20 protein-coding genes are annotated in these 24,391 nt (G+C 61.4%); 8 read left to right on the forward strand and 12 right to left on the reverse strand.

Features of this window, described 5'->3' with window-relative positions; translation table 11 throughout:
• Positions 1–12 precede the first annotated feature (12 nt).
• Positions 13–912, forward strand: coding sequence for a homocysteine S-methyltransferase family protein (locus ACODSV_RS00295; RefSeq protein ID WP_150053923.1), 900 nt, complete (start codon positions 13–15; stop codon positions 910–912).
• A gap of 4 nt (positions 913–916) precedes the next feature.
• On the opposite strand, the gene ACODSV_RS00300 is transcribed toward ACODSV_RS00295, so the two are convergent.
• Genes ACODSV_RS00300 through ACODSV_RS00310 form a run of 3 tightly spaced genes read right to left on the reverse strand, consistent with a single transcriptional unit; the run spans position 917 to position 2,689 of the window.
• Complete coding sequence (locus tag ACODSV_RS00300; protein WP_150053922.1) at positions 917–1,597, reverse strand: GNAT family N-acetyltransferase; 681 nt, start codon at positions 1,595–1,597, stop codon at positions 917–919.
• A 10-nt stretch (positions 1,598–1,607) separates the two neighbouring features.
• Positions 1,608–2,054 carry a GNAT family N-acetyltransferase gene (locus ACODSV_RS00305; RefSeq protein ID WP_150053921.1) on the reverse strand — a complete coding sequence of 149 codons (447 nt, stop codon included), beginning with the start codon at positions 2,052–2,054 and terminating at the stop codon, positions 1,608–1,610.
• Positions 2,051–2,689, reverse strand: a complete 639-nt coding sequence (locus ACODSV_RS00310) for an FMN-binding negative transcriptional regulator (RefSeq protein ID WP_150053920.1) — start codon at positions 2,687–2,689, stop codon at positions 2,051–2,053. Before ACODSV_RS00310 ends, ACODSV_RS00305 begins: the two co-directional genes overlap by 4 nt.
• Positions 2,690–2,791: 102 nt before the next feature.
• Between ACODSV_RS00310 and pdxR the strand changes: the two genes are divergently transcribed.
• Positions 2,792–4,381, forward strand: coding sequence for a MocR-like pyridoxine biosynthesis transcription factor PdxR (gene pdxR / locus ACODSV_RS00315; protein WP_150053919.1), 1,590 nt, complete (start codon positions 2,792–2,794; stop codon positions 4,379–4,381).
• 352 nt (positions 4,382–4,733) lie between these two features.
• Here the strand turns inward: pdxR and ACODSV_RS00320 are convergent, their stop codons facing one another.
• From ACODSV_RS00320 to aspA, 7 genes are all read right to left on the reverse strand, one after another.
• Positions 4,734–5,825, reverse strand: coding sequence for a polyamine ABC transporter substrate-binding protein (locus ACODSV_RS00320; RefSeq protein WP_024078167.1), 1,092 nt, complete (start codon positions 5,823–5,825; stop codon positions 4,734–4,736).
• Positions 5,822–6,856 carry a histone deacetylase family protein gene (locus ACODSV_RS00325; RefSeq protein WP_024078166.1) on the reverse strand — a complete coding sequence of 345 codons (1,035 nt, stop codon included), beginning with the start codon at positions 6,854–6,856 and terminating at the stop codon, positions 5,822–5,824. The genes ACODSV_RS00320 and ACODSV_RS00325 overlap by 4 nt, the downstream gene beginning before the upstream one ends.
• A 132-nt stretch (positions 6,857–6,988) precedes the next feature.
• Complete coding sequence (locus ACODSV_RS00330) at positions 6,989–7,981, reverse strand: AraC family transcriptional regulator (protein ID WP_150055880.1); 993 nt, start codon at positions 7,979–7,981, stop codon at positions 6,989–6,991.
• 59 nt (positions 7,982–8,040) lie between these two features.
• Positions 8,041–12,636 carry a dermonecrotic toxin domain-containing protein gene (locus ACODSV_RS00335; protein WP_150055879.1) on the reverse strand — a complete coding sequence of 1,532 codons (4,596 nt, stop codon included), beginning with the start codon at positions 12,634–12,636 and terminating at the stop codon, positions 8,041–8,043.
• A 127-nt stretch (positions 12,637–12,763) separates the two neighbouring features.
• Complete coding sequence (locus tag ACODSV_RS00340) at positions 12,764–13,741, reverse strand: asparaginase (protein WP_150055878.1); 978 nt, start codon at positions 13,739–13,741, stop codon at positions 12,764–12,766.
• Positions 13,742–13,821: 80 nt separating this feature from the next.
• The gene (locus ACODSV_RS00345; RefSeq protein ID WP_150055877.1) at positions 13,822–15,267 is read right to left on the reverse strand and encodes an alanine/glycine:cation symporter family protein; all 1,446 of its coding nucleotides are present in this window, start codon (positions 15,265–15,267) and stop codon (positions 13,822–13,824) included.
• 378 nt (positions 15,268–15,645) lie between these two features.
• Positions 15,646–17,070, reverse strand: a complete 1,425-nt coding sequence (aspA, locus tag ACODSV_RS00350; protein WP_041161057.1) for an aspartate ammonia-lyase — start codon at positions 17,068–17,070, stop codon at positions 15,646–15,648.
• Positions 17,071–17,252: 182 nt separating this feature from the next.
• On the opposite strand from aspA, the gene ACODSV_RS00355 reads away from it, so the two are divergent.
• The 5 genes from ACODSV_RS00355 (at position 17,253) to ACODSV_RS00375 (ending at position 21,062) form a co-directional block, all read left to right on the forward strand.
• On the forward strand, positions 17,253–18,161 hold the full coding sequence (locus ACODSV_RS00355; RefSeq protein WP_024078160.1) for a LysR substrate-binding domain-containing protein: 909 nt from the start codon (positions 17,253–17,255) through the stop codon (positions 18,159–18,161).
• Between the two features lie 345 nt (positions 18,162–18,506).
• The gene (gene purE / locus ACODSV_RS00360; RefSeq protein WP_003213411.1) at positions 18,507–18,998 is read left to right on the forward strand and encodes a 5-(carboxyamino)imidazole ribonucleotide mutase; all 492 of its coding nucleotides are present in this window, start codon (positions 18,507–18,509) and stop codon (positions 18,996–18,998) included.
• A gap of 11 nt (positions 18,999–19,009) precedes the next feature.
• Entirely contained in the window at positions 19,010–20,095 is a 1,086-nt protein-coding gene (locus ACODSV_RS00365; protein ID WP_024078159.1) for a 5-(carboxyamino)imidazole ribonucleotide synthase, read from the forward strand.
• Positions 20,096–20,201: 106 nt separating this feature from the next.
• Entirely contained in the window at positions 20,202–20,447 is a 246-nt protein-coding gene (locus ACODSV_RS00370; protein ID WP_024078158.1) for a GlsB/YeaQ/YmgE family stress response membrane protein, read from the forward strand.
• Positions 20,448–20,525: 78 nt separating this feature from the next.
• Positions 20,526–21,062, forward strand: a complete 537-nt coding sequence (locus ACODSV_RS00375) for a DUF3299 domain-containing protein (RefSeq protein WP_041161056.1) — start codon at positions 20,526–20,528, stop codon at positions 21,060–21,062.
• Between the two features lie 119 nt (positions 21,063–21,181).
• On the opposite strand, the gene ACODSV_RS00380 is transcribed toward ACODSV_RS00375, so the two are convergent.
• Together ACODSV_RS00380 and ACODSV_RS00385 are read right to left on the reverse strand one after the other, a co-directional pair.
• Positions 21,182–22,081 carry a D-hexose-6-phosphate mutarotase gene (locus ACODSV_RS00380; RefSeq protein WP_150055617.1) on the reverse strand — a complete coding sequence of 300 codons (900 nt, stop codon included), beginning with the start codon at positions 22,079–22,081 and terminating at the stop codon, positions 21,182–21,184.
• Between the two features lie 58 nt (positions 22,082–22,139).
• Entirely contained in the window at positions 22,140–22,544 is a 405-nt protein-coding gene (locus tag ACODSV_RS00385) for an acyl-CoA thioesterase (protein ID WP_010566936.1), read from the reverse strand.
• A gap of 472 nt (positions 22,545–23,016) precedes the next feature.
• Between ACODSV_RS00385 and ACODSV_RS00390 the strand changes: the two genes are divergently transcribed.
• On the forward strand, positions 23,017–24,306 hold the full coding sequence (locus tag ACODSV_RS00390; protein WP_024078155.1) for an MFS transporter: 1,290 nt from the start codon (positions 23,017–23,019) through the stop codon (positions 24,304–24,306).
• Positions 24,307–24,391: the final 85 nt, after the last annotated feature.

Below are 24,391 nucleotides of genomic sequence, written 5' to 3' on the forward strand. Positions count from 1 at the left end.
AGTAAAAAGCATATGCCCGCAACACGCACAGTAATTCTCGATGGTGGCATGGGCCGCGAACTGCAACGCCGAGGCGCGCCGTTTCGGCAGCCGGAGTGGTCAGCGCTGGCGTTGAGTGAAGCTCCGCAGGCCGTGGAGGCGGTGCATGCGGCTTACATCCAGAGCGGCGCCAATGTGATCACCAGCAACAGCTACGCCGTTGTGCCGTTTCATATTGGCGAAGCCCGGTTTGCCGCCGAGGGCCAGGCCCTGGCGGCGCTGGCAGGTGAGTTGGCGCGGCGCGCGGTGGAGGCTTCCGGCCAGGCCGTACGCGTGGCAGGCTCATTGCCGCCGCTGTTTGGTTCTTATCGGCCAGACCTGTTTGAGGCCGACCGAGTCAACGAGTTACTGACGCCACTGGTGCAGGGCCTGGCTCCCCACGTCGACCTGTGGCTGGCGGAAACCCAGAGTTCGATCGTCGAGGCGCGGGCCATCCATGGCGGTCTGCCGCGGGATGGGAAACCGTTCTGGCTGTCATTTACCTTGAAGGATGAAGACACCGACGAAGTCCCGCGCCTGCGCTCCGGCGAGCCGGTGGTAGACGCGGCCGAAGCGGCGGCGCAACTGGGGGTGGAGGTCCTGCTGTTCAACTGCAGCCAACCCGAAGTGATTGGCGCGGCGATCGATGCGGCGCGCCAGACCTTCGAACGCTTGGGCGTGGCGATCCAGATCGGGGCCTACGCCAATGCGTTCCCGCCGCAACCCAAGGAGGCCACGGCCAACGACGGCCTCGACCCGTTGCGTGATGATCTCGACCCGCCCGGCTACCTGCACTGGGCCGCCGATTGGCAGGCGCGCGGCGCCAGCCATCTGGGCGGTTGCTGCGGGATCGGGCCGGAGCATATTGCGGTGTTGGCCCAGAAGCTGGTTTAACCGTTTAAAGTGCCTGGCGACGACACTCCGCCAGGCTTTTCAATTGGCCTGAACCTGCCTGGTTCGCCTGCGACAACCACGTTTCAAACCCCGCCCCAACGGTTGGCCATTCCGAGTCGATGATCGAATACCACGCGGTGTCCCGGTTCTTGCCCTTGACCACCGTATGCTGGCGAAACACCCCCTCAAAACTGAAGCCCAACCGTTCGGCCGCGTATTTGGAGCGGTCGTTGGCGTTGTTGCACTTCCATTCCAGGCGGCGATAGCCCTGGTCAAAGGCGTACTTGGCCAGCAGGTACACCGCCTCGGTGCTTTTCGGCGAGCGTTGCATCGGGGCACCGAAGGTCACGTGGCCGATTTCGATGCGGCCATGCTCCGGGACGATGGACATCAGGCTGAGGATGCCTTGGACCTGGCCGGTCGCACGGTCGATCACGCTGAAAAAATAGGGGTCGCTGTGCGCAGCATGGTTGTTCAGCCAGTCATTGAAGGCGCTGCGCTCGGGGAAGGGGCCGTAGGGCAGATAGTCCCACAGCTTGGGATCGGCGCCGGGACCTTGCAGGGCGTTGAACAGATCGTCGCCATGGCGGGCCGGGTCGAGTTTTTCCAGGCGGATGAAGCGCCCTTCGAGCAGTTGAACGGTGGGCGCCGGGACGCCTTTCCAGTCGACGAGAGAAGTGGGCATGCTGCGCTCCTTAAAGACCTTTGCGAAATTGGATGAAACCAGGGCGTTCGGCGATGCGCTCGTAGAGCTGGATCGCGGTGGCGTTGGTCTCGTGGGTCAGCCAATGCACCTTGCAGCAACCATCGACCTTGGCGGTGGTGTAGACGAATTCGATCAGCTTGCGGCCGACACCCGTACCCCGTTGGGCCGGGTCCACCAGCAAGTCTTGCAGGTAGCAGGAGTTCTCGATGCTCCAGTTGGAGCGGTGGTAGATGAAGTTGACCATGCCCACGGCCTTGCCGTCTTGCCAGGCCAGGGCTGAATGGGTTGGCTCCTGGGGATCGATCAGGCGTTGCCAGGTGTTCTGGCTCACGGCGTCCGGCAGTTCGGTGTTGTAGAACTTCAAGTACGCTTGCCACAGTGGCAGCCAGGCGGCGTGGTCGGCGGCGGTAACGGGGCGGATATCGATCTGGCTCATTCTGGCGTTCCTTGAGGCATAAAGCGGGCGAGGGTCTGGTCGCGCACGTCGACACTGGTGGCCAGGCCCGCCTGCACGCCGGCGATATCCGCCGCGCTGCGGTTCTGGCTGAGTTTGCGTTTGCCGACCAGGCGCTCGATCGGCAGGGCGAAGCCGACAATGGCCTTGAGCATGCCGTCAATGTAGTCGGCCGGGGCGTCGCTGACTTTCCATGGCTGGGGGCGGTTGCCTTCATGACGATCGGTCAGCGCGGTGACCACGGCGAGCACACGTTCGGCGTCGGTGAATACCTCGGCCTTGCCATAGGCATGCACCGCGATGTAATTCCAGGTGGGCACCACTTTGCCGTGCTCGGCTTTCGCTGGGTAAAACGCCGGGCTGATGTAGGCGTCTGCGCCGGCAAAGATCACCAGCGCATCGCTGCCATTTTGCAGGTCGTGCCACTGGGGATTGGCTTTGGCCAAGTGCCCGTAGAGTGTGCCGTTGGGGCCTTCGTCGGGGTTGATCAACAGCGGCAGGTGGCTGGCTTGCAGGCCTTGCTCACCAAAGGTCACCAACTGCGCCAGGCGGGTGTGCTGGATCAGTTGCTGCAGTTCGGGCAAATCGTCGAGAACAAAGGCGCGGGGTGTGTACATGGAAATATTCCTTGGCGAATGCCTGCATCCTAGGCAGGCTAATGGTTCGTTGTAAGAGCCATCTAGGGCCAATTTCATAGGTCCAATTCGTGAGAGTCCAGCATGTCATCCAGTGCGCCGCCGTTATCGTTCAACCCAGCCGGCATTGAGCTGGATCGCCGCCAAGGGCTGACCCGCCAGCTGTACGAAGCGTTGCGCCAACGGGTGCTGGACGGTCGTCTGGTCAGTGGCACGCGGTTGCCCGCCAGCCGTGACCTGGCGGCGGCGCTGTCGATTTCTCGCAACAGTGTGGTGCGCGCCTACGATCAGCTCTACGCCGAGGGGTTTATTGAGAGCCGGGTCGGCGACGGCACTTATGTGGCACAACTGCCCACCTCAAAAAAACTATCCACAAAACTATCCACAGGGTTTTCAACAGGCTTATCCCCAGGGTTATCCACAAATGACCTTCAAAAAGAGGCTTCAGCAGCCGAAAAAGTTATCCACAGCCCGGCCATGGGACGCCTTGAAACCAATCATTTGCCCCTGCCGCCTGTGGGGCCACCTCGGGCATTTCGAGTGGGGGTGCCTGCATTCGATCTGTTCCCTTTCGATGTCTGGGCCAAGCTGAATGCGGCTTTCTGGCGCAAGCCGAACTTAGAACACCTGTGTTACGGCCACCCGGCGGGGGATGAACGACTGCGCGGGTTGATCGCTGCCTACTTGCGCACCTCCCGAGGCTTGCAGTGCACGGCTGAGCAAATTGTGATCACCAGTGGCGCGCAGCAGGCAATCAGCCTTTGTGCACAGTTGCTGGTGGCGCCTGGCGATGGGGTCGCGGTTGAAAACCCAGGGTACCGCGCGGCCGGGCATGCCTTTGCGCTTGCCGGTGGGCGTTTGCATGGCGTGGCGGTGGACGGGGAGGGCATTGATTGCGCGGCGTTGAGCCGCCTCATCGACTGCCGTCTGGCCTATGTCACTCCGTCCCACCAGTACCCCCTGGGTGTGGTCATGAGCCTGGCCCGACGCCTGGAGTTGCTGGCCTGGGCGGAACGCAGCGGTGGCTGGATCGTCGAGGATGACTATGACGGCGAGTATCGCTACAGCGGCGCGCCCCTGTCGCCGCTGGCGGCGTTGGACCGTAGCGGGCGCGTGCTGTATGTGGGCACCTTCGGCAAAGTCGCGTTTCCGGCATTGCGCTTGGGCTACCTGGTATTGCCGCCAACCTTGGTCGATGCGTTTGCTCGGCGTCGTGCCGTGGATGTGCGGCACTCAGAGGTCAGCACCCAGGCGGTGATGGCCGAGTTCATGGCGGCGGGCCATTTCCAACGCCATATCCGCCGCATGCGCCGCGCCGCCCTCAGCCGGCGTAATGCGCTGCTGAACGGATGGCCGAGCGGACTCGAGGGGGTGAGCGGCCTGCCGAATGTCGCAGCGGGCCTGCACCTTACCGTGCGGGTGGACAGCCTGGCCCGTGAACAACAGTTGGTGGCACAGGCTCGTGCGGTAGAGGTGGAGGTCAACGGCTTGAGCAGCTATTGGCTGCCCGACTCCAGCACGCCGCCGGACCTGCGGGCCGGGCTGGTGCTGGGGTTTGCCGCGGTGCCGCAGGCGGATATCGCACAGGCCCTGGCGCGTCTCTACGAGGCCTGGCATTGCCAGCCGCCGTCAGGGCGTGGGCTCCGACCGAACGGCTTTTTTGACGAAGAGTAAGCGGGCCAGATGTTCCAGACGCCGATGGCCAGTGGAAAATCCAGCGTGTGCCCAGGCTAAAGCATGGGTATCTACACAGCGTTGGCTCAACGCTGAACGCGCGGCAGATAGGGCTGTTGTGGCGAGCGGGCTTGTCCCGCGTTGGGCTGCGTAGCAGCCCCAAAACCAGCCTCTACAGAGTGTCTGATACACCGCGCTCTTCTTTACTGGGGCTGCTACGCAGCCCAGCGCGGGACAAGCCCGCTCGCCACAGGGAGATTTGTCAGGGGCAGAAAGGTTGCCTAGATACCCATGCAGGCTAAAGCGCGACCTCGATGGCTTTAGCCCGGCGGTCTAAAGGATTACGCCGTCGTTATGTCCCGGACTTGATCTTGGTCCAGGCCCGCGTGCGGGCGCGTTCGGCGTCACGCCCCAGCGGCTTGAGCGTATAGAGCGTGGCCATCGCCGCCTCAGTCGGGTACAGGTTGGGGTTGTTGCGAATCGAGGGGTCGACCTGTTCGGTGGCGTCCTTGTTGGGGTTGGGGTAGCCGACAAAATCACTGATCGGCGCGATCACCTGCGGTTGCAGCAGGTAGTTGATAAAGGTGTAGGCGTCTTGCGGGTTCTTCGCCCCCTTGGGAATGGCGAGCATGTCGAACCAGATCGGTGCTCCTTCCTTGGGCAGGCGCATGTCAACGGTCACGCCGTTCTTGGCTTCCTTGGCGCGGTTGGCAGCCTGGGAGAAGCTGCCGGAATAACCGACGGCCACGCAGATGTCTCCATTGGCGATATCCGCCATGTATTTGGAGGAGTGGAAGTAGGTGATGTAGGGACGGATCTTCAGCAGCAGCGCTTCGGCTTTGTCATAGTCCTTGGGGTTGCGGCTGTTGGGGTCCAGGCCCAGGTGCTGCAGGGCCAGCGGCAGGATCTCGGACGGCGAGTCGAGCAGTGCGACGCCGCATTGTTTGAGCTTGCTGATGTTCTCTTCCTTGAAGATCAGGTCCCAGCTGTCCACCGGCGCATCGGCGCCCAGCGCGGCCTTGACCTTGTCCGGGTTGAAGCCGATCAGGATGGTGCCGTACATATAGGGCACGGCGAATTTATTGCCGGGGTCATTGGCCTCGATCAGCTTCATCAGCTTGGGATCAAGGTGGTTCCAGTTCGGCAGTTGGCTGCGGTCCAGTGGTTGGAACACCCCGGCTTCGATCTGCTTGGCCAGGAACACATTGGACGGCACCACCACGTCATACCCGGAGTTGCCGGTGAGCAGCTTGGCTTCCAGGGCTTCGTTGGTGTCGAAGATGTCGTACACCAGCTTGAGGTTGGGGTTCTGTGCCTTGAAATCTTCCAGTGCCTTGGGCGTGATGTAGTCGAACCAGTTGTAGACTCGCAGGGTTTTTTCTTCAGCGTGGACCATGCCGCTGATAACGGCGGCGCACAGCACGAGTGACTTGAGCATCTTCATTGGGCAGCCCCCTCAAAACCTTCGAGAACGTTGACGGCATTGATGCCGATTTCTTCGACGGCGTAGCCGCCTTCCATCACGAACAGCGTCGGCTTGCCCAAGTGCGCGATGCGCGCGCCCATCGCCAGGTAGTCCGGGCTGTCGAGTTTGAATTGCGAGATGGGGTCGTGCTTGAACGTGTCCACCCCCAGCGAAACGACAACGATGTCGGCGCCATAGCGCTCAATTTCTGTGCAAGCCTCTTCAAGGGCAGCGCTCCAGCGTTCCCAGCCTGAACCGGCCGGCAAGGGGTAGTTGAAGTTGAAGCCAGTGCCTGCGCCTTCGCCCAGTTCATCGGCATAGCCGAGGAAAAACGGAAACTCCGCTTCGGGGTGGCCGTGGATCGAGGTGAACAGCACATCGCTGCGTTCATAGAAAATCGACTGGGTGCCGTTGCCGTGGTGGTAATCCACATCGAGGATCGCGACGCGCTTGCAGCCTTGATCGAGGAAGGCTTGGGCGGCAATGGCGGCATTGTTGAGGTAGCAGTAGCCGCCCATCAAGTCGCTGGCGGCATGGTGCCCCGGCGGGCGGCACAGGGCGAAGGCACTGTGGGCGCCTTGTTGGATGGCAGCCTGGGCCGTGAGGGCGACTTGCGCCGCGCTGTAGGCGGCTTGCCAGGTGCCGGCGGTAATCGGCGCGCCGCCGTCGAAGCTGTAGTAGCCGAGCTGGCCGTGCAGGCTGGCGGGCAATACCCGGCGCAGGGTGCGGGCGGGCCAGGTGTAGGGCAACAGGTCGCCGTCCTGGCCGAATTCGGTCCAGCGTTGCCAGGCCCCCTGGAAGAAGTCGAGGTAGGCGTGGCTGTGGACCCGTTGCAGCGGCGCCAGGCCGAAGTCCCGCGGCCCGTGGACCGGGCCCAGTTCGCGGTCTTTGACCCGTTGCAGCACGTGGTCGGCACGCGAAGGCATCTCGAAGCAGGGCATCAGTTGCCCGTCCATCAGTTCACAACGGCCGTGGTGCAGGTGGTGATCGTCCGAGTAGATCGTCAGCATTTGTTGTTCTCCGCAGGCTGTGTCGGTGCATGCAGTCTTGCGGCGGACGCGGTTTATGAGAACGGCAGGAGCGGCCAAAAGGGGATAAATACGGCCAAATTATCTGTCCGCAATTCGCCCCTCCGTGGGGCGTCATGCGCGAAATTGGCTCGGCGCCACGCCGCTCCAGCGCACAAATGCGTGCCGGAAGCTTGCCGTCTCGCTGAAGCCCAGCGCCTCGGCAATCCGGTAGATCGGCCATTGGTCTTGCGCCAACAGTTGCTTGGCACGCTCGAAGCGCAACTCGTCGAGCAGGTCCTGGTAGCTGCAACCCAGGTCATGCAAGTGCCGGCGCAAGGTTCGCGCTGAACAGTTCATCTGCGTGGCCAAGCCCTCCACGCCGGGCGCGGCGTGGAGCTGAGTGGTGAGCAGTTGGCGAATCCTGCCCAGCCAAGCCTGGCGCCCGGTGAACTCCAGGTTGTGTTTGCGGCAGCGTTCGGCCATGGCCCGGTGGGTAATCGCGTCAGCCAGGGGCAGCGGCTGTTCGAGCCAGTGCCTGTCGAATGCGAAAGCATTGGCGGTGGCCTGGAATTGCAGCGGGCAGGGGAAACGTTCCGCATAGCGCGCGCGGTAGTCCGGGGCGTCATGTTCGAAGCGTGCGGCGAGCAGCGGCAGGGGCTGGCCGAGCAGGTCGTCGCAGATCACTTTCAGCGACGCCAGGCACAGTTCGACGTTGAACGTCTCCAGCGTCGGGTTTTCCCGGTAGCCACTGGCAGTGAACCAGATGCGCTCGCCCTCTTCTTCAAGGCTCAGTTCGAAGAGTGTTCCCAACAGCGCTGGATAACGCAGCGCCAGGCGCAAAGCGTCACCGAAGGTGGCACTGGTGAGCAGCGCGTAACCCAGCATGCCGTAGGCCGACACATGCATCTGGCGGCCCAGCTCCAGGCCGACATCGCGACGCAGGGCCACGGCGTTGGCGCACACACGCATTTCCTGATTGGTGGTGATGCGCGTGTCGGCACGGCTTAAGTCCGCCGCACAGATGCCGCTGCCCGCAAGCAACGCCTCGCTGGTCTGGCCTTCGGCCTTGAAGGTGTTGAGCACCAGCGACACCGCGTTGAGGGTGGTGAGATGAGCGTGCAGCATCGATTGCTCCAACGTGGCAGGTGCGGTGAAGGAGCAAGTTGTGTGCCGTCGTTCGGGCGTCAGGCCAGGTTGAAAAATAACGTCCGGGCTTGGCTCTCGTTGATCTCGCTGCGGTGGAATGCCAAACGTTGTGCGCTGTTCATGCCTTTGGTGGTATCGGCTGCCGCACCCAGGCTGTGCTCTTGCGGTGTCTTGAGGCGCGCACTGAGAAACGACCTTGGTGTGGTCCAGTCGGTCGAGTAGTGGAAATGCGCATACCAGAGCACCTTATGAGTGCCGCTTTCGGTAATGGTGTACTCGTCCAGGTAGTCTGATGTGGCGGATTTGATGCGGCGTCGGCTGATGGTTTTTTTGAGGCTGATGGCATTGCGATCCTTGAGCCATTGCACGCCGGAAGGCGTGGGTGGGTGCTGCTTGGTCATTCTCAGCACGTTCTCTATGGATTGTTGATAGAGGGCGGCGGTAGCCTCGGTGAGTGACTTCTTGACGCTGCTGGCCAGGGTGACGTCGCCCTGTGCAAGGTTTTTCTGGGTCAGTGCTTCTTCGATGTCACGGCCGGCTTGTTCGAGGCGATGGGCGTGTTGACTGTGCAGGTACTCGATGCCGATGGGTGTGCGTTGGGCTTGATTGGCCAGGTCGGTGATCCGTTGCTTGAAGGCCGGTAAGCCGTCGAGCAGGGTTTTGCCAACGTCCACGCTGGTTTGCAGGTCGATCGGCACGCTTACTGTTGGTACGGTCTTGGCCCTTTGGACCCAAAAGCCGTCCGGTTTTTCGTGAAACGTGGCCACCACGGTATTGGACAGCGGCGAACGAACATCAACCAGCCCGGTTTCCAGGCCAGTTGCAGACAACTGCGGCTCGCCGACTACCATGCCGTGGTAACGCGTCCTGATGAATTTATTCTGTGGGCGTGGCGGGGTGGGCAACGGGCGGGGGCTGGCTCTCAGGGTGCTGCGGTTGGCGGCCAATAACGCAAGCTGAACTGCGGTATGTTTTGCGTACTCGCTGAGCTGGGCGCGCAAGCGAGTCAGGGCTTGCACCTGGGAAATGCCGGGGAATTCGGTGGGAAAGTCTTGCAGGCGTTCGTCGAGCACAGTGAACTGTTCGATCAGGCTGCTCAGTGTCTCGATCTGCTCGTCGATCCGCCTGTCACTGCGCTCGCGCAACGTATCGCGCAGGGCCTGGATGGCGATGTCGCAGGCGTCGACAATCTGGTCGATGGCAGCCCACGCCAGTGGTGCGCTCAGGGTGGTGTTTTCACGCAGGCACAGGTTGCGGGCGAGGGAGACCTGCAACGCCTTGAGGTCATCACTGCGGTAACTGGGCAGCAGGCTTTTGGTGTGTTGTATCAGGAGTAACCCTTCGCCTGAAAGATCGCGCAGTTGGGTGAATCGCGACTCGAAGTAATCCGTGCACCGAATCATCCCTCCCAGCATTTCAGTCATCTCGCGTGAGTGGGTGATCTCCCGCTCTTGTGGGGCTTTGGCCTGGCGTTCGATCTGTTCCAGCGTTGTCCTGAGTTTGGGGGTGAAGGTTTTCAGCACTTCGTTGAGGCCCGCCTGGCTCAAACTCAACTGAGCCTTGATGTAGCCGATGGCGCGATGTTGAAAGTCTGGCGTCGGTGCAAAAACACTTAAGGTCTTGAGGTGTTGCAGGGCGGTTTCGTAGCCCGAGCATTGGCTGTCCAACAGTTCGAGGTAGGCATCGCGCTTGGCCTGGGCCGTGGACGCGGGAGCGTCGAGCATGGCTTGCAGCGCGCGTTGCAGGTCTTCTTGCGCGGTTTTTTTCTGTTGTTCGAAGGTCGTGAGCTGGTTGCGTATATGGCTCACTTCACGTTCGGCTTGGGCCCGGGCTATTTTCTCCAGACTCTTCGAACCGCCCCCGCGCAGGCGCAGCCTGGTGTCGATGAACCACTCACCCTTAAGGTTGCCGATCACAAAGGGGCCAGAACGAGTGGGTTGCTTGGGGTCGATTATCCGCACCTCGTCATTCTCATCAATCGTCACTTCAAACCAACGTTGGCCGATCGGTGCGTACCACTGACTGCGAAGTGGATAGAGGTATCGATGGGGGGCGGTGCGTGACGAGGCTGGGTTTTGCACGGCGGGTTTTTCGACTTTGAAACTGTCCAGCAGGCTGGCCAGGTCGGTGGCATTACGGTTGATTGCGCCCAGGGTATGCAGTGCATGTGAGTGATCGCTTGGCAGGGCTGGCGCAGAGAGGTTGGCAAGCTGTTTGATCGTCACCGGTTTTGCGGCCACCGGGAGCTTGGAGGGCGCTTCCACCACCGGTTTTTCGCTCTCGGAGGGCGGGCGTGAGGGGGCGTTGCGGCTGGCGACATGCAGGGTCAATGCCATGCCCAGGTTGAGGAGCAGTCCTGTGAGGGCCGTCCATTCGGCCGGTTTGTCTTGCTGGTCGTGTGCGTCGACGGCCTCTTGGAGTTGATCGAGGATCTGCCAGATCCAGGCTGCAGTGTTCACGGTTCGTCCCAAAAAAGGCAGTACGGCATTAAACGCCAGCCAACTTGCCTGCTTGAGCGAGGCCCAACGGGCTTCGGCGTTTGAAACCGATTCACGGTCTGCCAATGTCACCAGTGCATCGGCGTTGGCCTTGAACAGTTGGCCGGTCAGGTGGCCGTTGAGCGTTTGGCTGCCCAGGCCAATGGGGCCGCTCATCATCAGGACTTTCGTCGGGTCGGTCAGAAGGTCCACGGCCGTCCAGGGGGAGGGCAGTTCGCCGGGAAAGGCGTAGCGGGCATAGTCGCTGCGGACGGTGTCGGGCAGCCAGGCCAGCACTGAGTCGCGCAACTCTCGCGATTGCCGGATCGCATACAGCAGGTTGGCCGGTGATGGGTATTGCACCAACTGCGGCTCCAGCATTGGACGATACAACAGGCAAGGACCGGTTTCGGGGTCCTGCGGGCCAATCACAAACATGTTGGCCACCGTGTCGTGCGTGGTGTTATCGCGGTACTTCAGGACGAAAGCCAATGGGCGAACGACGATGGTCTGACCGTCGACCTGACGGTCCGATATTTGTTGAGCCAACGCGACGGCAACATAGCGATACCCCAGTTCGTCAATCCCGTCTTCCTGACGGATCTTGGACTGCAACGCCTGAAGTGGTAGCTGGATGCTCAAGTGGTTGCTGTACAGGTGTTGCCGGCGTATGGATTCCAGCGGGTTGTCGAGCAATTTCTGTTTGACCAGGGCTGGGTACTGCTGGCCAATGTCCACCTTGCGAATCAGGGTCTCGATGTATGCCACCGTCATCCAGGCCGGCAAGGTATTGGCGTTGTCGGAGTGAATGCTTTTGTTACCGACAGGCAGGCTGACCAGGCTTTGCAGGGCAAGGTCGGTGAGGCTGAAGGTCGTGACGTCGACCCTGCCCGGAAGCGTAAAGCTGCCCCAAACCAATGGGCTCTGTACCCGAATCTCGATTTTATCCAGGCGCAGATTCGCGGCATCGCTGTGCTCTTCGAGCATTTCAGTGCGTAGCCTGTTCAAGGCGTACGCCTGAATGGAGGGGATGTCATCTTGAAAGGACTTGCCGGCATTCAGGCTGTGCAGGGCGGCGAGGTCCTTCAGGTGGCGCCCATAGAGATCCAGGTCGGTGGTGGAGGCATCCTTCAGCCAATTGGGTAACAGCTTACTCAACTGTGTCAGGTCCGGGTGTTTTTCACCCGCCAGTTCTTCAGCGGCTGCCGGGATGTTGAGTGAGGATTCGGAGGGGTCGACGCGACGCAGTTGCGCAAGGTCGAGTTGCTCGATGAACGCAAGTTGTTGGGCGATTAACGCGCAGGCCTGATGATCAAAAAAGTGGCCATCGGGTTCGAACAATCGCCACTGTATGTCTGTTGATGGGGGGGATGGCAAGTGACTGGATAAACTGCGGCCCAGTTGCTCCAGCGAAGTGAACTTTTCAAAGCCGTTGAGCAGCGAGTAGGTGAGGATGATCGAGTTCCCTTCATGGCTGCCGATCAGCACGGCCATTGATAGCACCGTCAGGTGCTGGACGGTTTCACCGTCAACGCTGTCAACATCGATCAGGTAGGCGCGGCTGGTATAAGCGTCGTTGACCTGACGCAGCTTGTGCTCCGGTGATATGAACAGACTACGGGCCATCGTGCATTCCTGCGCGCTCCAGCCTTCGATGGCGGTGACGTTCCAGAGTGATTGCAACGTATGAGACAGCGCTTGCCAGCGTTGCTCGGAGCTTCCGTTGGTGGAGTTCCAGAAATCCACTTGTAGCTCTTGATAGGCGGTGAGCATCACGGGGGCGAGCGAATTGATCAACTGCGCTATTTGAGCGATACGCACAGGCAGGTGTACGGCGGGATGGCTATTTTTTTGCTGGATGAGGTAGTGCACGCCTTCTATGAAGAGCGTGGGTATGCCCGAGACCGCCTGATTGGCAAGAATGTCGGTGAGGTGTTGGTGCGTCGGAGTGCGGGCGACGACTGCGTCGTCAACGAGGTCAACGACCGGCGTGACGACCGTGGCAATATCCGGATCGATACCCAGGTTTGGGTAAAGCTCCCGGAGCGACCAGCGCAACAGTACGCTGGCGGCTTCCCTGAAGGCGGGGCCTACGCAGAGCTGAGTGATCAGCGAATCAGTGGGGCTGTGAGGAGCGGTAGAAGGTAGTTGGCTCATGGGGTCCTGCCTTGCCGTTTCATGAATGCTGCCGAAAGAACAGCTTCGGCATGCTAGAAAGGCGCAAGGCAGGCATGAGGCTAACTATGTAGTGGGCCGGTGTTTTTACTCAGGTTTACAGCGCAGCTCAGGCCAGCTCACCGCACAGGTCAAGCTCCACCAGGTGTCGGACCTCATCCGTTGCAAGCCCTGCACCGAGCAGCGCGTGGAGCTTGCCGAAGACGGCTTCACGGGTCATGCCACCGCCGGAAAGCACACCTGCACCGCGCAACCGGCTGCCGGCCTCGTACACGTCCAGTTCAACGCCGCCTTCGTGGCATTGGGTGATTGCAACCACGACCACGTCCAGGTCTTGCGCCCGCTTGAGGCTGGCGAGGAACGCAGGGTTATCACTCGGTCCCGTGCCGCTGCCAAAGCATTCCAGCACCAGCGCCTGAAGGCCGCTGTCGATCAGTGCATCCAGTTGCCCGGCGGCGATACCTGGCACCAATGGCAGCACGCCCACATTCGCGATGGCCTTGGGTTGGCGGTAATGCAGGGCGGCCGGGATCATTTCGGCCTGGGCGACGCCACCATTACGCTGCAACGCCGCAAACGGATGGCGACCAAAGCTGCGGATCTTCGCGCAACGGGTCGGCGCCATCAGCGCACCGTGGAAGTACAGTTGCACACCCGGTGCCAGGCCTTCGCCCAGCGCCTGCAAGGCACCGCTGACGTTTTCCCAGGCATCGCTGTCGGGTACCCCGGCAGGCAGCATGGAACCGGTGAACACGACCGGCGCGGGCAGGCCCAGCAATTGAAAACTCATGGCGGCCGCGCTGTAGGCCAGGGTGTCGGTGCCGTGCAGGATCAGTACCGCGTCGCAACCCTCGTCCACGGCCTCGACCACGGCGGTGCGCAGGTGCTGCCAGTAGGCGGGGGTCATGTTGGCGCTGTCGATCAGCGGCGACATTTCCCGGAAGCGCCAGGCGGGCAATGGCTGGTTGGCAAGTTGTTCGCGCATGCGCGCTTCGAAACCGGACGCGGGCGCCAGGCCGTTGGCGCTGGCCTGCATGCCGATGGTGCCACCGGTGTAGAGCACCATGATGTTGTGGGATGGGGACATGAGTTTTCTCCTGAACGAAAAACGCCGCCGGGCCCAGAGCATGCCCAAGGCCGGGCGGCGTGTCATCTATCTACCTGGGCTCAGCGTTGCACTTGAACGTTCAGTTCAGCTGCCGGGGCCGCTTGCGGCTTTACCGGGTTGGCCGGCCAGGCCTTGCGGTCCAGGTCCAGGTCAGGGAACTGGCTGGAGTCGAACACCGGGGTCTTGATGCCTGCCGCGCGCTGGTTGTCGTAGTCATTCAGGATGCGCATGGCAATCTTGAACAGGAACGCCAGGGCGAACAGGTTGACGAACGCCAGCAGGGTCATGGTGATGTCGGCGAAGGCGAACACGGTGCTCAGGTTCTCGATCGAGCCCCAGAAAATCAGCACCAGCACCAGCGCGCGGTAGCCCATCAGCACCTTGCGGTTGTTACCCACCAGGAAGCGCAGGTTGCTCTCGCCCAGGTAGTAGTTGTACATGATCGAGGTGAACACGAACAACGCCAGGGCCACCGAGATAAACATGCGGCCCCAGTCACCCACTACAGCCGCCAGGGAGTTCTGGGTCAGGGCAATGCCGTCGCCTTCAAAGCCTGGGGTGTAGAAGCCGGAGAGCAGGATCAGCAATGCGGTGCAGGTGCAGATCACGAAGGTGTCGAGGAACACGCTGAACGCTTGCACCACGCCTTGGGCGATCGGATGTTCCACCGACGCGACCGCTGCCACGTTCGGCGCACTGCCCAGCCCGGCTTCGTTGGCGAACACGCCGCGCTTCACACCCATGATGATCGCGCTGCCCACCAGGCCACCGAAGGCTTGGTCGAGGCCGAAGGCGCTCTTGACGATGGTCGCGAGCATGGCCGGCACATGGTCGAATTGCAGCACGATCACATACAGGGTCACGGCGATGTACACCAGGGTCTTGACCGGTACCAGCAGGTCGGCGATCGACGCGATGCGCTTGATCCCGCCGATGAACACCAGGCCCAGCAGGACTGCGAGGGCCAGGCCGGTGTAGGTGGTATCCAGGCCAAAGGCGTTGTTCAGCGAGTGGGTCACGGCGTGGGCTTGCAGGCCGTTGAACGCAAAGCCGAAGGTCACCAGCAGCAGGAACGCCATGACCATACCCAACCAGCGTTTGTGCAGGCCGTGCTGGATGTAATAGGCCGGGCCGCCACGGTAGGTGCCTTCAGCGTCAGTGCGCTTGTACAGCTGGCCGAGGGAGCACTCGATAAAGCTCGAAGACATGCCCACCAGCGCGGTGACCCACATCCAGAACACGGCACCCGGGCCACCCAGGGTCACGGCGATGCCGACACCCGCGATGTTACCGGCACCCACACGTCCGGCGAGGCTGAGCATCAGCGCCTGGAACGAACTGAGCTGGTCGGAGCTGTTTTTCAGGCTGTCGCGAAACACCGAAAACATGTGGAAAAAGTGACGCAACTGGACGAAACGCGAGCGGATCGTGAAATAACCGCCGAGCCCGACAATGAGCACGATCAGTACTTTCCCTGAGAGGAAGTCGTTGATGACTTCGAGCATGGAGTGTTCCTCGCTGATTTTTCTAATGGCAAACGCAGGACGGTCCTACCCCTCGCATAGCACCAGGCAGTGCGCGACGGTTCGACCCATCCTTTTGCGGGTGTTGTTATTCATGCGGTTTCGCGCGTGTCCGGGCCTCGTTGCCGACGGCCGCTGGCGCGAAGAGGGGCGGCACTATACCTAGGCGAACGTGATCCGTCTGCTCGGACTGATTAAAGGTTTCAGCCAAGGGGTGTCGGGTAGGGGCGATGTTGGAATTTTTATGGGCGTCATTTCACAACCTTGAGGCAAAAAAAAGGGCCTGAAGAACGAGCCTTCAGGCCCTCAAAAGGTGAGAGGTGTCTAGTCCCTCAACCTGGTGAGCGGTGCAACAAACGCTTAGGCCTTCAACGGGACCAAACGTGGAGCGATCATGTTTTCGGGGCGCAGGATGTCGTCGAGCATGGCGTCGTCGAGCAAGCCTTCTTCGCGCACCAGTTCCAGTACGCCGCGGCCGCTTTCGAGGGCGATACGCGCGATGCGGGTGGCGTTTTCATAGCCGATGTACGGGTTCAGCGCGGTGACCAGGCCGATGGAGTGCTCCACCAGCTCGCGGCAGCGGGCTTCGTTGGCGGTGATGCCGACGATGCAGTGTTCGCGCAGCATGTCCATGGCGCGTTGCAGCAGGCGGATGGAGTCGAAGATCTTAAAGGCGATCAGTGGCTCCATCACGTTCAACTGCAGTTGGCCACCTTCGGCCGCCATGGTCAGGGCCAGATCGTTACCGATGACTTGGAACGCCACTTGGTTGACCGCTTCCGGGATCACCGGGTTGACCTTGCCGGGCATGATCGAGCTGCCTGGCTGGCGCGCCGGCAGGTTGATCTCGTTGATACCGGTGCGTGGGCCGCTGGACAGCAGGCGCAGGTCGTTGCAGATCTTCGACAGCTTCACAGCGGTACGCTTGAGCATGCCGGAGAACAGCACGAAGGCGCCCATGTCGGAGGTGGCTTCGATCAGGTCGGCAGCCGGGACCACGGGCTGGCCGCTGATAACGGCCAGGCGTTGTACGGCCAGGGCCTGGTAGCGCGGGTCGGCGTTGATGCCGGTACCGATGGCGGTGCCGCCCAGGTTCACTTCAGTCAGCAGCTCGGGTGCCAGGGTTTTCAGGCGGGCCAGGTCTTCACCGAGGGTGGTGGCGAACGCGCGGAATTCCTGGCCGAGGGTCATCGGCACGGCGTCTTGCAGTTGGGTGCGGCCCATTTTCAGTACGTGGCTGAATTCGACGCCTTTGGCGGCGAACGCCTGGATCAGGCTGTCGAGGCTGGCCAGCAGCGCGTCATGGCCCAACAGCAGACCCAGGCGGATCGCGGTGGGGTAGGCGTCGTTGGTCGACTGCGCCATGTTCACGTCGTTGTTGGGGTGCAGGTACTGGTACTCGCCCTTCTGGTGGCCCATGGCCTCCAGTGCGATGTTGGCGATGACTTCGTTGGCATTCATGTTGGTTGAAGTGCCGGCGCCGCCTTGAATCATGTCCACCACGAATTCTTCGTGGAAATCGCCGCGGATCAGACGGGCACAGGCTTCGCTGATAGCGGCGTGCTTGGCTTCGCTGAGCTGGCCCAACTCACGGTTGGCGTCAGCGGCAGCTTGCTTGACCATTGCCAGGCCGACCACCAATTTCGGGTAATGCGAAATCGGAACGCCCGAGAGGCGGAAGTTATTCACCGCTCGCAGGGTCTGGATGCCGTAATACGCTTGAGCGGGTACTTCGAGTACGCCAAGCAGGTCTTTTTCTGTGCGGAATGATGCAGCGGAGGACATGACGGAAATCATCTCGATATGGACCCGGAACAGGCCGGAACGCTGCGAATGCTAGGCCTGTAGGAAATTTTGGGCCAATGCTGTTAAACACTGGCCTATGCATAAACGGCATAATGCAGGTGTGACCCGGCTATCATGACGGGCGTGTGTGCCAAAATGGTGCGTATCCGTGGGAGGCAGTGATGAACCTTGAGAGCAAATGGCTGGAAGACTTCAGCGCCTTGGCGGCGACTCGCAGCTTTTCCCAGGCGGCGGAGCGACGGTTTGTCACCCAGCCAGCGTTCAGCCGACGTATTCGCAGCCTTGAGGCCGCACTGGGCCTGACCCTGGTCAACCGCTCGCGCACGCCGGTTGAGCTGACGGCGGCCGGGCAACTGTTCCTGGTCACCGCGCGCACCGTGGTCGAACAACTCGGTGAAGTGCTGCGCCATTTGCATCATCTGGAAGGCGGGCAGGGCGAGGTCATGCAAGTGGCCGCTGCCCACTCCCTGGCATTGGGCTTCTTCCCGCGCTGGATCGCACAACTGCGCAATGAAGGTCTGAACATCGCCACGCGGCTGGTGGCCACCAACGTCGGCGACGCCGTACACGCCCTGCGCGAAGGTGGTTGCGACCTGATGCTGGCGTTCTATGACCCGGATGCGGCGATGCAGATGGACGCCGAGATCTTCCCGTCGCTGCACCTGGGCAACACCGAAATGCTCCCGGTGTGCGCGGCCGACGCCGAGGGCAAGCCGCTGTTCGATCTGGAAGGCGAGGGCAGCGTGCCGTTGCTGGCCTACAGTGCTGGCGCGTTCCTCGGCCGTTCGGTGCATTTGCTGTTACGTCAACGCGCCCTGCGTTTTACCACGGTTTACGAAACGGCCATGGCCGACAGCCTCAAGAGCATGGCCCTGGAAGGCCTGGGTATTGCCTGGGTGCCGCAATTGAGTGTGCGTGCCGAACTGGCGCGCGGTGAATTGGTGGTGTGCGGCGGGCCGCAATGGCATGTGCCGCTGGAAATTCGGCTGTATCGCTGTGCGTTGGTGCGTAAGGCGAATGTGCGGTTGTTGTGGCGTAAGTTGGAAGGTGGGGCGGCGCAGAACACCTGAGCCCAATCTCGGGCCGAATGCAGGGCAAATGTGGAAGGGGGGCTTGCCCCCGATTGCGGTGTGTCAGGCACTGACTATGTCACTACTACACTACTATCGGGGTGTAGCCCCCTCCCACAGGGTTTTGTGGTGATCTGGCTGACTTGAAAGTCAATAAAACCGCCGGTTTGCGCGGCTAGACAGATGGTCATCCCAGGGGCTGTTTATCTGCGTTATTACGGTATACTGCGCGGCCTTCGGCCGGTCCAACCGGCCAAATTTCGTACAACAAGCCACGCCGGATTTCCCGCGTGGCTTGTTGTTTTTTGACGCGCCTGCGGGCGCCCAGAGAGAAGAGGCACGACGATGAGTGCATTGGTTGGCGTGATCATGGGCTCCAAGTCCGATTGGTCCACCCTTAGCCACACCGCCGATATGCTGGAAAAACTCGGCATTCCGTATGAAGTGAAAGTGGTCTCTGCCCACCGCACCCCGGACTTGCTGTTCCAGTATGCCGATGAAGCAGAATCCCGTGGCATTGAGGTGATCATCGCCGGTGCCGGCGGTGCAGCGCACCTGCCAGGCATGTGTGCGGCCAAGACCCACCTGCCGGTGCTCGGCGTGCCGGTGCAGTCGTCGATGCTCTCGGGCGTGGATTCGCTGTTGTCCATCGTGCAGATGCCGGCCGGCATCCCGGTGGCGACCCTGGCAATCGGCAAGGCCGGCGCGATCAATGCCGCCTTGCTGTCTGCCAGCATCCTGGGCGCCAAGCATCCGCAGTTCCACGCTGCGCTGAAAAAATTCCGTGCTGAGCAGACAGACAGCGTGCTGGACAATCCAGACCCACGCATTGCCTGAGGTTGTTGACGATGAAAATCGGTGTAATCGGTGGCGGCCAACTGGGCCGCATGCTGGCCTTGGCGGGAACCCCGCTGGGGATGAACTTTGCTTTCCTGGACCCGGCGCCGGACGCCTGCGCGGCGGCCCTCGGTGAACACCTGCGCGCTGACTACAGCGACCCGGATCACCTGCGCCAGCTGGCGGACGAAGTTGACCTGGTGACCTTCGAGTTCGAAAGTGTCCCGGCTGAAACCGTGGCGTTCCTGTCGCAGTTCGTGCCGGTATACCCGAGCGCCGAAGCCTTGCGTATCGCTCGCGACCGCTGGTTCGAGAAGAGCATGTTCAAGGACCTGGGCATTCCAACCCCGGCCTTCGCCGATATCCAGTCCCAGGCGGACCTGGACGCCGCCGTTGCCAGTATCGGCCTGCCGGCTGTGCTGAAAACCCGCACCCTGGGTTACGACGGTAAGGGCCAGAAAGTCCTGCGCACCCCAGCGGATGTGGTCGGCACCTTCGCCGAGCTGGGCAGCGTGGCTTGCCTGCTGGAAGGCTTCGTACCCTTCACCGGTGAAGTGTCGTTGATCGCCGTGCGCGCCCGTGATGGCGAAACCCGCTTTTATCCGCTGGTGCACAACACTCACGACAGCGGCATCCTCAAACTGTCCGTGGCCAGCACCGATCACCCGTTGCAGGCCCTGGCCGAAGACTATTCCAGCCGCGTGCTCAAGCAGCTGGATTATGTCGGTGTGATGGCGTTCGAGTTCTTTGAAGTCGACGGTGGCCTCAAGGCCAACGAAATCGCCCCGCGTGTACACAACTCCGGGCACTGGACCACCGAAGGCGCCGAGTGCAGCCAGTTTGAAAACCACCTGCGTGCTATCGCAGGCTTGCCCCTGGGTTCCACGGCCAAGGTGGGCGAGAGCGCGATGCTCAACTTTATCGGCGTCGTGCCGTCGGTCGAGCGCGTCATTGCCATCGATGACTGCCACCTGCATCACTACGGCAAGGCCTTCAAGGCCGGGCGCAAGGTCGGCCACGCCAACCTGCGCTGCAAGGATCGCGCAACGCTGCAAGCGCAGATCCTCAAGGTCGAAGCGCTGATCGCCGAGCAATAAACACAGGGGGCGGCGGGAACCATTCGGCTATCGCCGTCCTCTGATTGCAGGATGCCAAAGCCTGTCCAGGCTTTGGCATAGCTCACTTCATTCAGAGGGAAATGCCATGGGTATCATCGGAACCATCTTTATCGGCTTGATCGTCGGCCTGCTGGCGCGTTTCCTCAAGCCCGGCGACGACAGCATGGGTTGGATCATGACCATCCTGTTGGGTATCGCCGGTTCCCTGGCCGCGACCTACGGTGGTCAGGCACTGGGTATCTACCAGGCAGGCCAAGGTGCGGGCTTTATCGGCGCACTCGTCGGCGCAATCATCCTGCTGGTGATCTACGGCCTGATCAAAAAGAACTGATCAGCCGACAAAGTCCTCTGCGCTGCGCAGGCGCAGAGGGCTAGAATGCTCGGCACTTGTTACTTGCCGAGCCTTTCCATGCGCCGTTTTCTGTTGACTCTTCTCTTGCTGGGCTCTGGCCTGGCACACGCCGGCGAACTGCCGGAAACCGACTGGCTCGACCTGATGCCGCTGTCGGACCAGAAGGCCCTCGAGGCCATGCCCGAGATCGACCACAACTCCCCCGAAGCCCAAGGCACCTTCACCGATAAAGGTGGCTTGAAGCAGAGCAAAGGCTTGCCGGCGGTGATGTATTCCACCAAGACCGTGGCCGCCATGAACGGCAAGAACATCCGCATCGGCGGCTACCCGGTCCCGTTGGAAACCGATGCCAAGGGCCGCAGTACGCTGTTCTTCCTGGTGCCCTACCCAGGCGCGTGTATCCACGTGCCGCCACCGCCACCTAACCAGTTGGTGCTGGTGCGCTATCCCAAGGGCTTGAAGTTGGATGATATCTACACGCCGCTGTGGGTCACGGGCACGTTGAAGGTGGAGAAGGTGAATAACGACCTGGCGGATGCGGCGTATGCGCTGGATGCGGGCAAGGTGCGGGTGGTGAAGGAGTCGGATCTCTAAACCACACTGCAAATCAATGTGGGAGGGGGCTTGCCCCCGATAGCGGTGATGAAGTCACCAGAGACAGTGACTGACCCCCTGCAATCGGGAGCAAGCCCCCTCCCACATTTTGATTGGGTTTACAAAGTGATACTGGTGATGCTCACGCCCAGCGTGTGGCTTTCACCCGGCGCCAACGCCACCACATCATCCAGCACATTCGCCGTCTCGATGCACAGCATGCCCTGCCAGCCATCGTCGGCCATGTCGTCGAAAGCCTTGGCGCGTTCGGTCCAGGGGTTCCAGATCACGGTGGATTTCGAGCCTTGGCTGGTGAGCTGGATGCGGCGCTGCCAGTCGTTATCGACGATGTTCAGTTGCGCGGGTGTATCGAGGTAGATGCGGTCGGTCTCGGCGCTGAACTGCAGCAGGCCGGTTTGCGTCTTCTCGCTCCAGCCATCGGCGGTATCGATGTACGCCGAGCCGTCCAGGCCTTCGACCTGCACGTTGCGTACGTCGCTGACGGCGAAGTAGGTGTGCAGCGCCTGGCTGAGCGTGACAGTGTGGTCGCCACGGTTATGGCTGGTCAGATGGATATGCAGTTGGTCGTCCAACAGCAGGCTCAGCTTCAGGTCGACCTGATGGGGCCAGCCGGGGAAGCCGCCTGTGGGCACTGGCAGCACCAGGTCGACGCGCAACCCTGTGCCTTCAAGTGCGGTCCCGGCCAACGCCCATAGGGCGGTGCGCACAAAACCGTGGGCGCCGGCCGGGGTATCACTCTGGCGCATCGCCTTGACGCTTTGAGGGTTGCGATCGAACACGCCAAACCACGGCCAGCACACCGGCACACCCGTGCGAATGCCTTTGCCTGTCTTGAACACGGCGGCCTTGTTCGGCCAGATCAGCGGCTGCTCGCCTGCGCGTTGGTAACTGATGATGTGCGCGCCCTGCTGGGCCACCATCAGTTGCGCACCGTTGTGGCGGATGCGCCAGCAGTCCAGCTCGTCGACTTTCACGGTTTCAACGTGGGGCGTAGGCATACAAAAGCACTCTCAATGGCAGGCAATGGGGCAATTGACCGTCAAAACCCGGCGAGGTTTAACGCGCGCGCGACGGCACCGAACGTGTGCGGCCACTGCCATCGATGGCAACGAACACGAATACCGCCTCGGTCACCTTGCGCCATTCGCTGGACAGCGGGTCATCGCTCCACACTTCGACCATCATCTGGATCGAGCTGCGGCCGATTTCCAGGGCCTGGGTATAGAAGGACAATTGCGCGCCCACGGCGACCGGCACCAGGAACGCCATGCGATCAATGGCCACGGTGGCGACACGACCGCCGGCGACTTTACTTGCCATCGCGGTGCCGGCCAGGTCCATTTGCGAGACCAGCCAGCCGCCGAAGATATCGCCGAAACCGTTGGTTTCACGCGGAAGCGCGGTGATTTGCAGGGCGAGATCGCCTTGCGGGATAGGATCTTCTTGTTCGAGTTCGATCATGCCGGGGGTGCCTCTGACCCGTGAAGCTTTTTATAGATGGTGCAAAGTGGATAGCCGACTGGTGGAAAAACGTTTCAGCACAAACATACTCCGTTCGATACGTTTCTCGTAAGGCGTACTAAAGGGAAACTCTGCCAAACCGGCTGGGTGGCACCCAACGGCGTTTTGGCACAGCAGCCCGTCAAGGATGCGGGTCTTGCGCATGCAAGGGCCGAGTATATCGAGACCCTGACGCCACGACGACCTCCCGGCGCTCATTTGGTCGGTAAATAGACGCTGTAATGGGGCTTTTTCGGGCAACTGTTCTTCTATCCAGCTTAACGGGTGTCCCGCGACGGGATTATTTCGTCCATCTGCACAGTTAACCGTTCGGCGCTGTGCTTTTTCCAACGATTTGCTATCTTGCCAGACCCGCCGCCAGTCGCGGGCATGTCGTCCTTATTACGCTGATTACTATAAGAGAAGCTCTGCCATGTCCTCCGTGCCCGCAAGCAGTGCGCAACCGTCGCGCCCGCTGACCCGCAACGACTACAAAACCCTGTCGCTGTCTGCCTTGGGCGGGGCGCTGGAGTTCTACGACTTCATCATCTTCGTGTTTTTCGCCACGGTGGTCGGAAAACTGTTCTTCCCCGCCGACATGCCCGAATGGCTGCGCATGATGCAGACCTTCGGCATTTTCGCCGCCGGTTACCTGGCACGCCCATTGGGCGGCATCATCATGGCGCACTTCGGTGACCTGCTGGGCCGCAAGAAAATGTTCACCCTCAGCATCTTCATGATGGCCGTGCCGACCCTGATCATGGGCCTGCTGCCGACCTACGCGCAGATCGGCCTGTGGGCGCCGATCCTGTTGCTGCTGATGCGCGTGATCCAGGGGGCGGCCATCGGCGGCGAAGTGCCGGGTGCTTGGGTGTTCGTCTCCGAACACGTTCCGCCGCGTCACATCGGCTACGCCTGCGGTACCCTGACCAGCGGCCTCACCGCCGGCATCCTGCTGGGCTCGCTGGTGGCCACCGCCATCAACACTATTTATAGCCCCGAGCAGGTCTCGGATTACGCCTGGCGGATTCCGTTCTTGCTGGGCGGTGTATTTGGCCTGCTGTCGGTGTACCTGCGCCGCTGGCTGCACGAAACCCCGATCTTTGCCGAGATGCAGCAGCGCAAGACCCTGGCCGCCGAGCTGCCATTGCGCGCCGTACTGCGTGACCATCGTGGCGCCATCGTGCTGTCGATGCTGTTGACCTGGCTGTTGTCGGCCGGCGTCGTGGTGGTCATCCTGATGACTCCGACCGTGCTGCAGACCATCTACCACTTCACTCCGACCATTGCGCTGCAAGCCAACAGCCTGGCCATCGTGACCCTGAGCCTGGGCTGTATTGCCTCCGGTGCCCTGGCCGACCGTTTCGGTGCCGGGCGCGTACTGGTTGCCGGTTGCGCGCTGTTGCTGGCGACGTCGTGGACGCTTTACCACAGCTTGCTGGACCACCCCGACTGGTTGTTCCCGCTGTACGCCCTGACCGGTCTGTTCGTCGGCACCATTGGCGTGGTGCCTTACGTGATGGTCAAAGCCTTCCCGCCCGTGGTGCGCTTCAGTGGTTTGTCATTCTCCTACAACGTGGCCTACGCGGTGTTCGGTGGGCTGACGCCGTTGGCCGTGTCGTTGCTGATGAAGGAAAGCCCGATGGGCCCGGCTTACTACGTTGCCGTCCTGTGTGTGATGGGGATGGTGGTGGGTGGGTACCTGTGGAAGCGCGGGCGCTGACGGCCGACTGATCACCTGTGGCGGGCGCGTTCGCCACAGGTGATGTTTGCCTCATCAATAATGTCAGAGTGTTTCCGAATAACCG

It is taken from the genome of Pseudomonas sp. FG86, assembly GCF_057808775.1.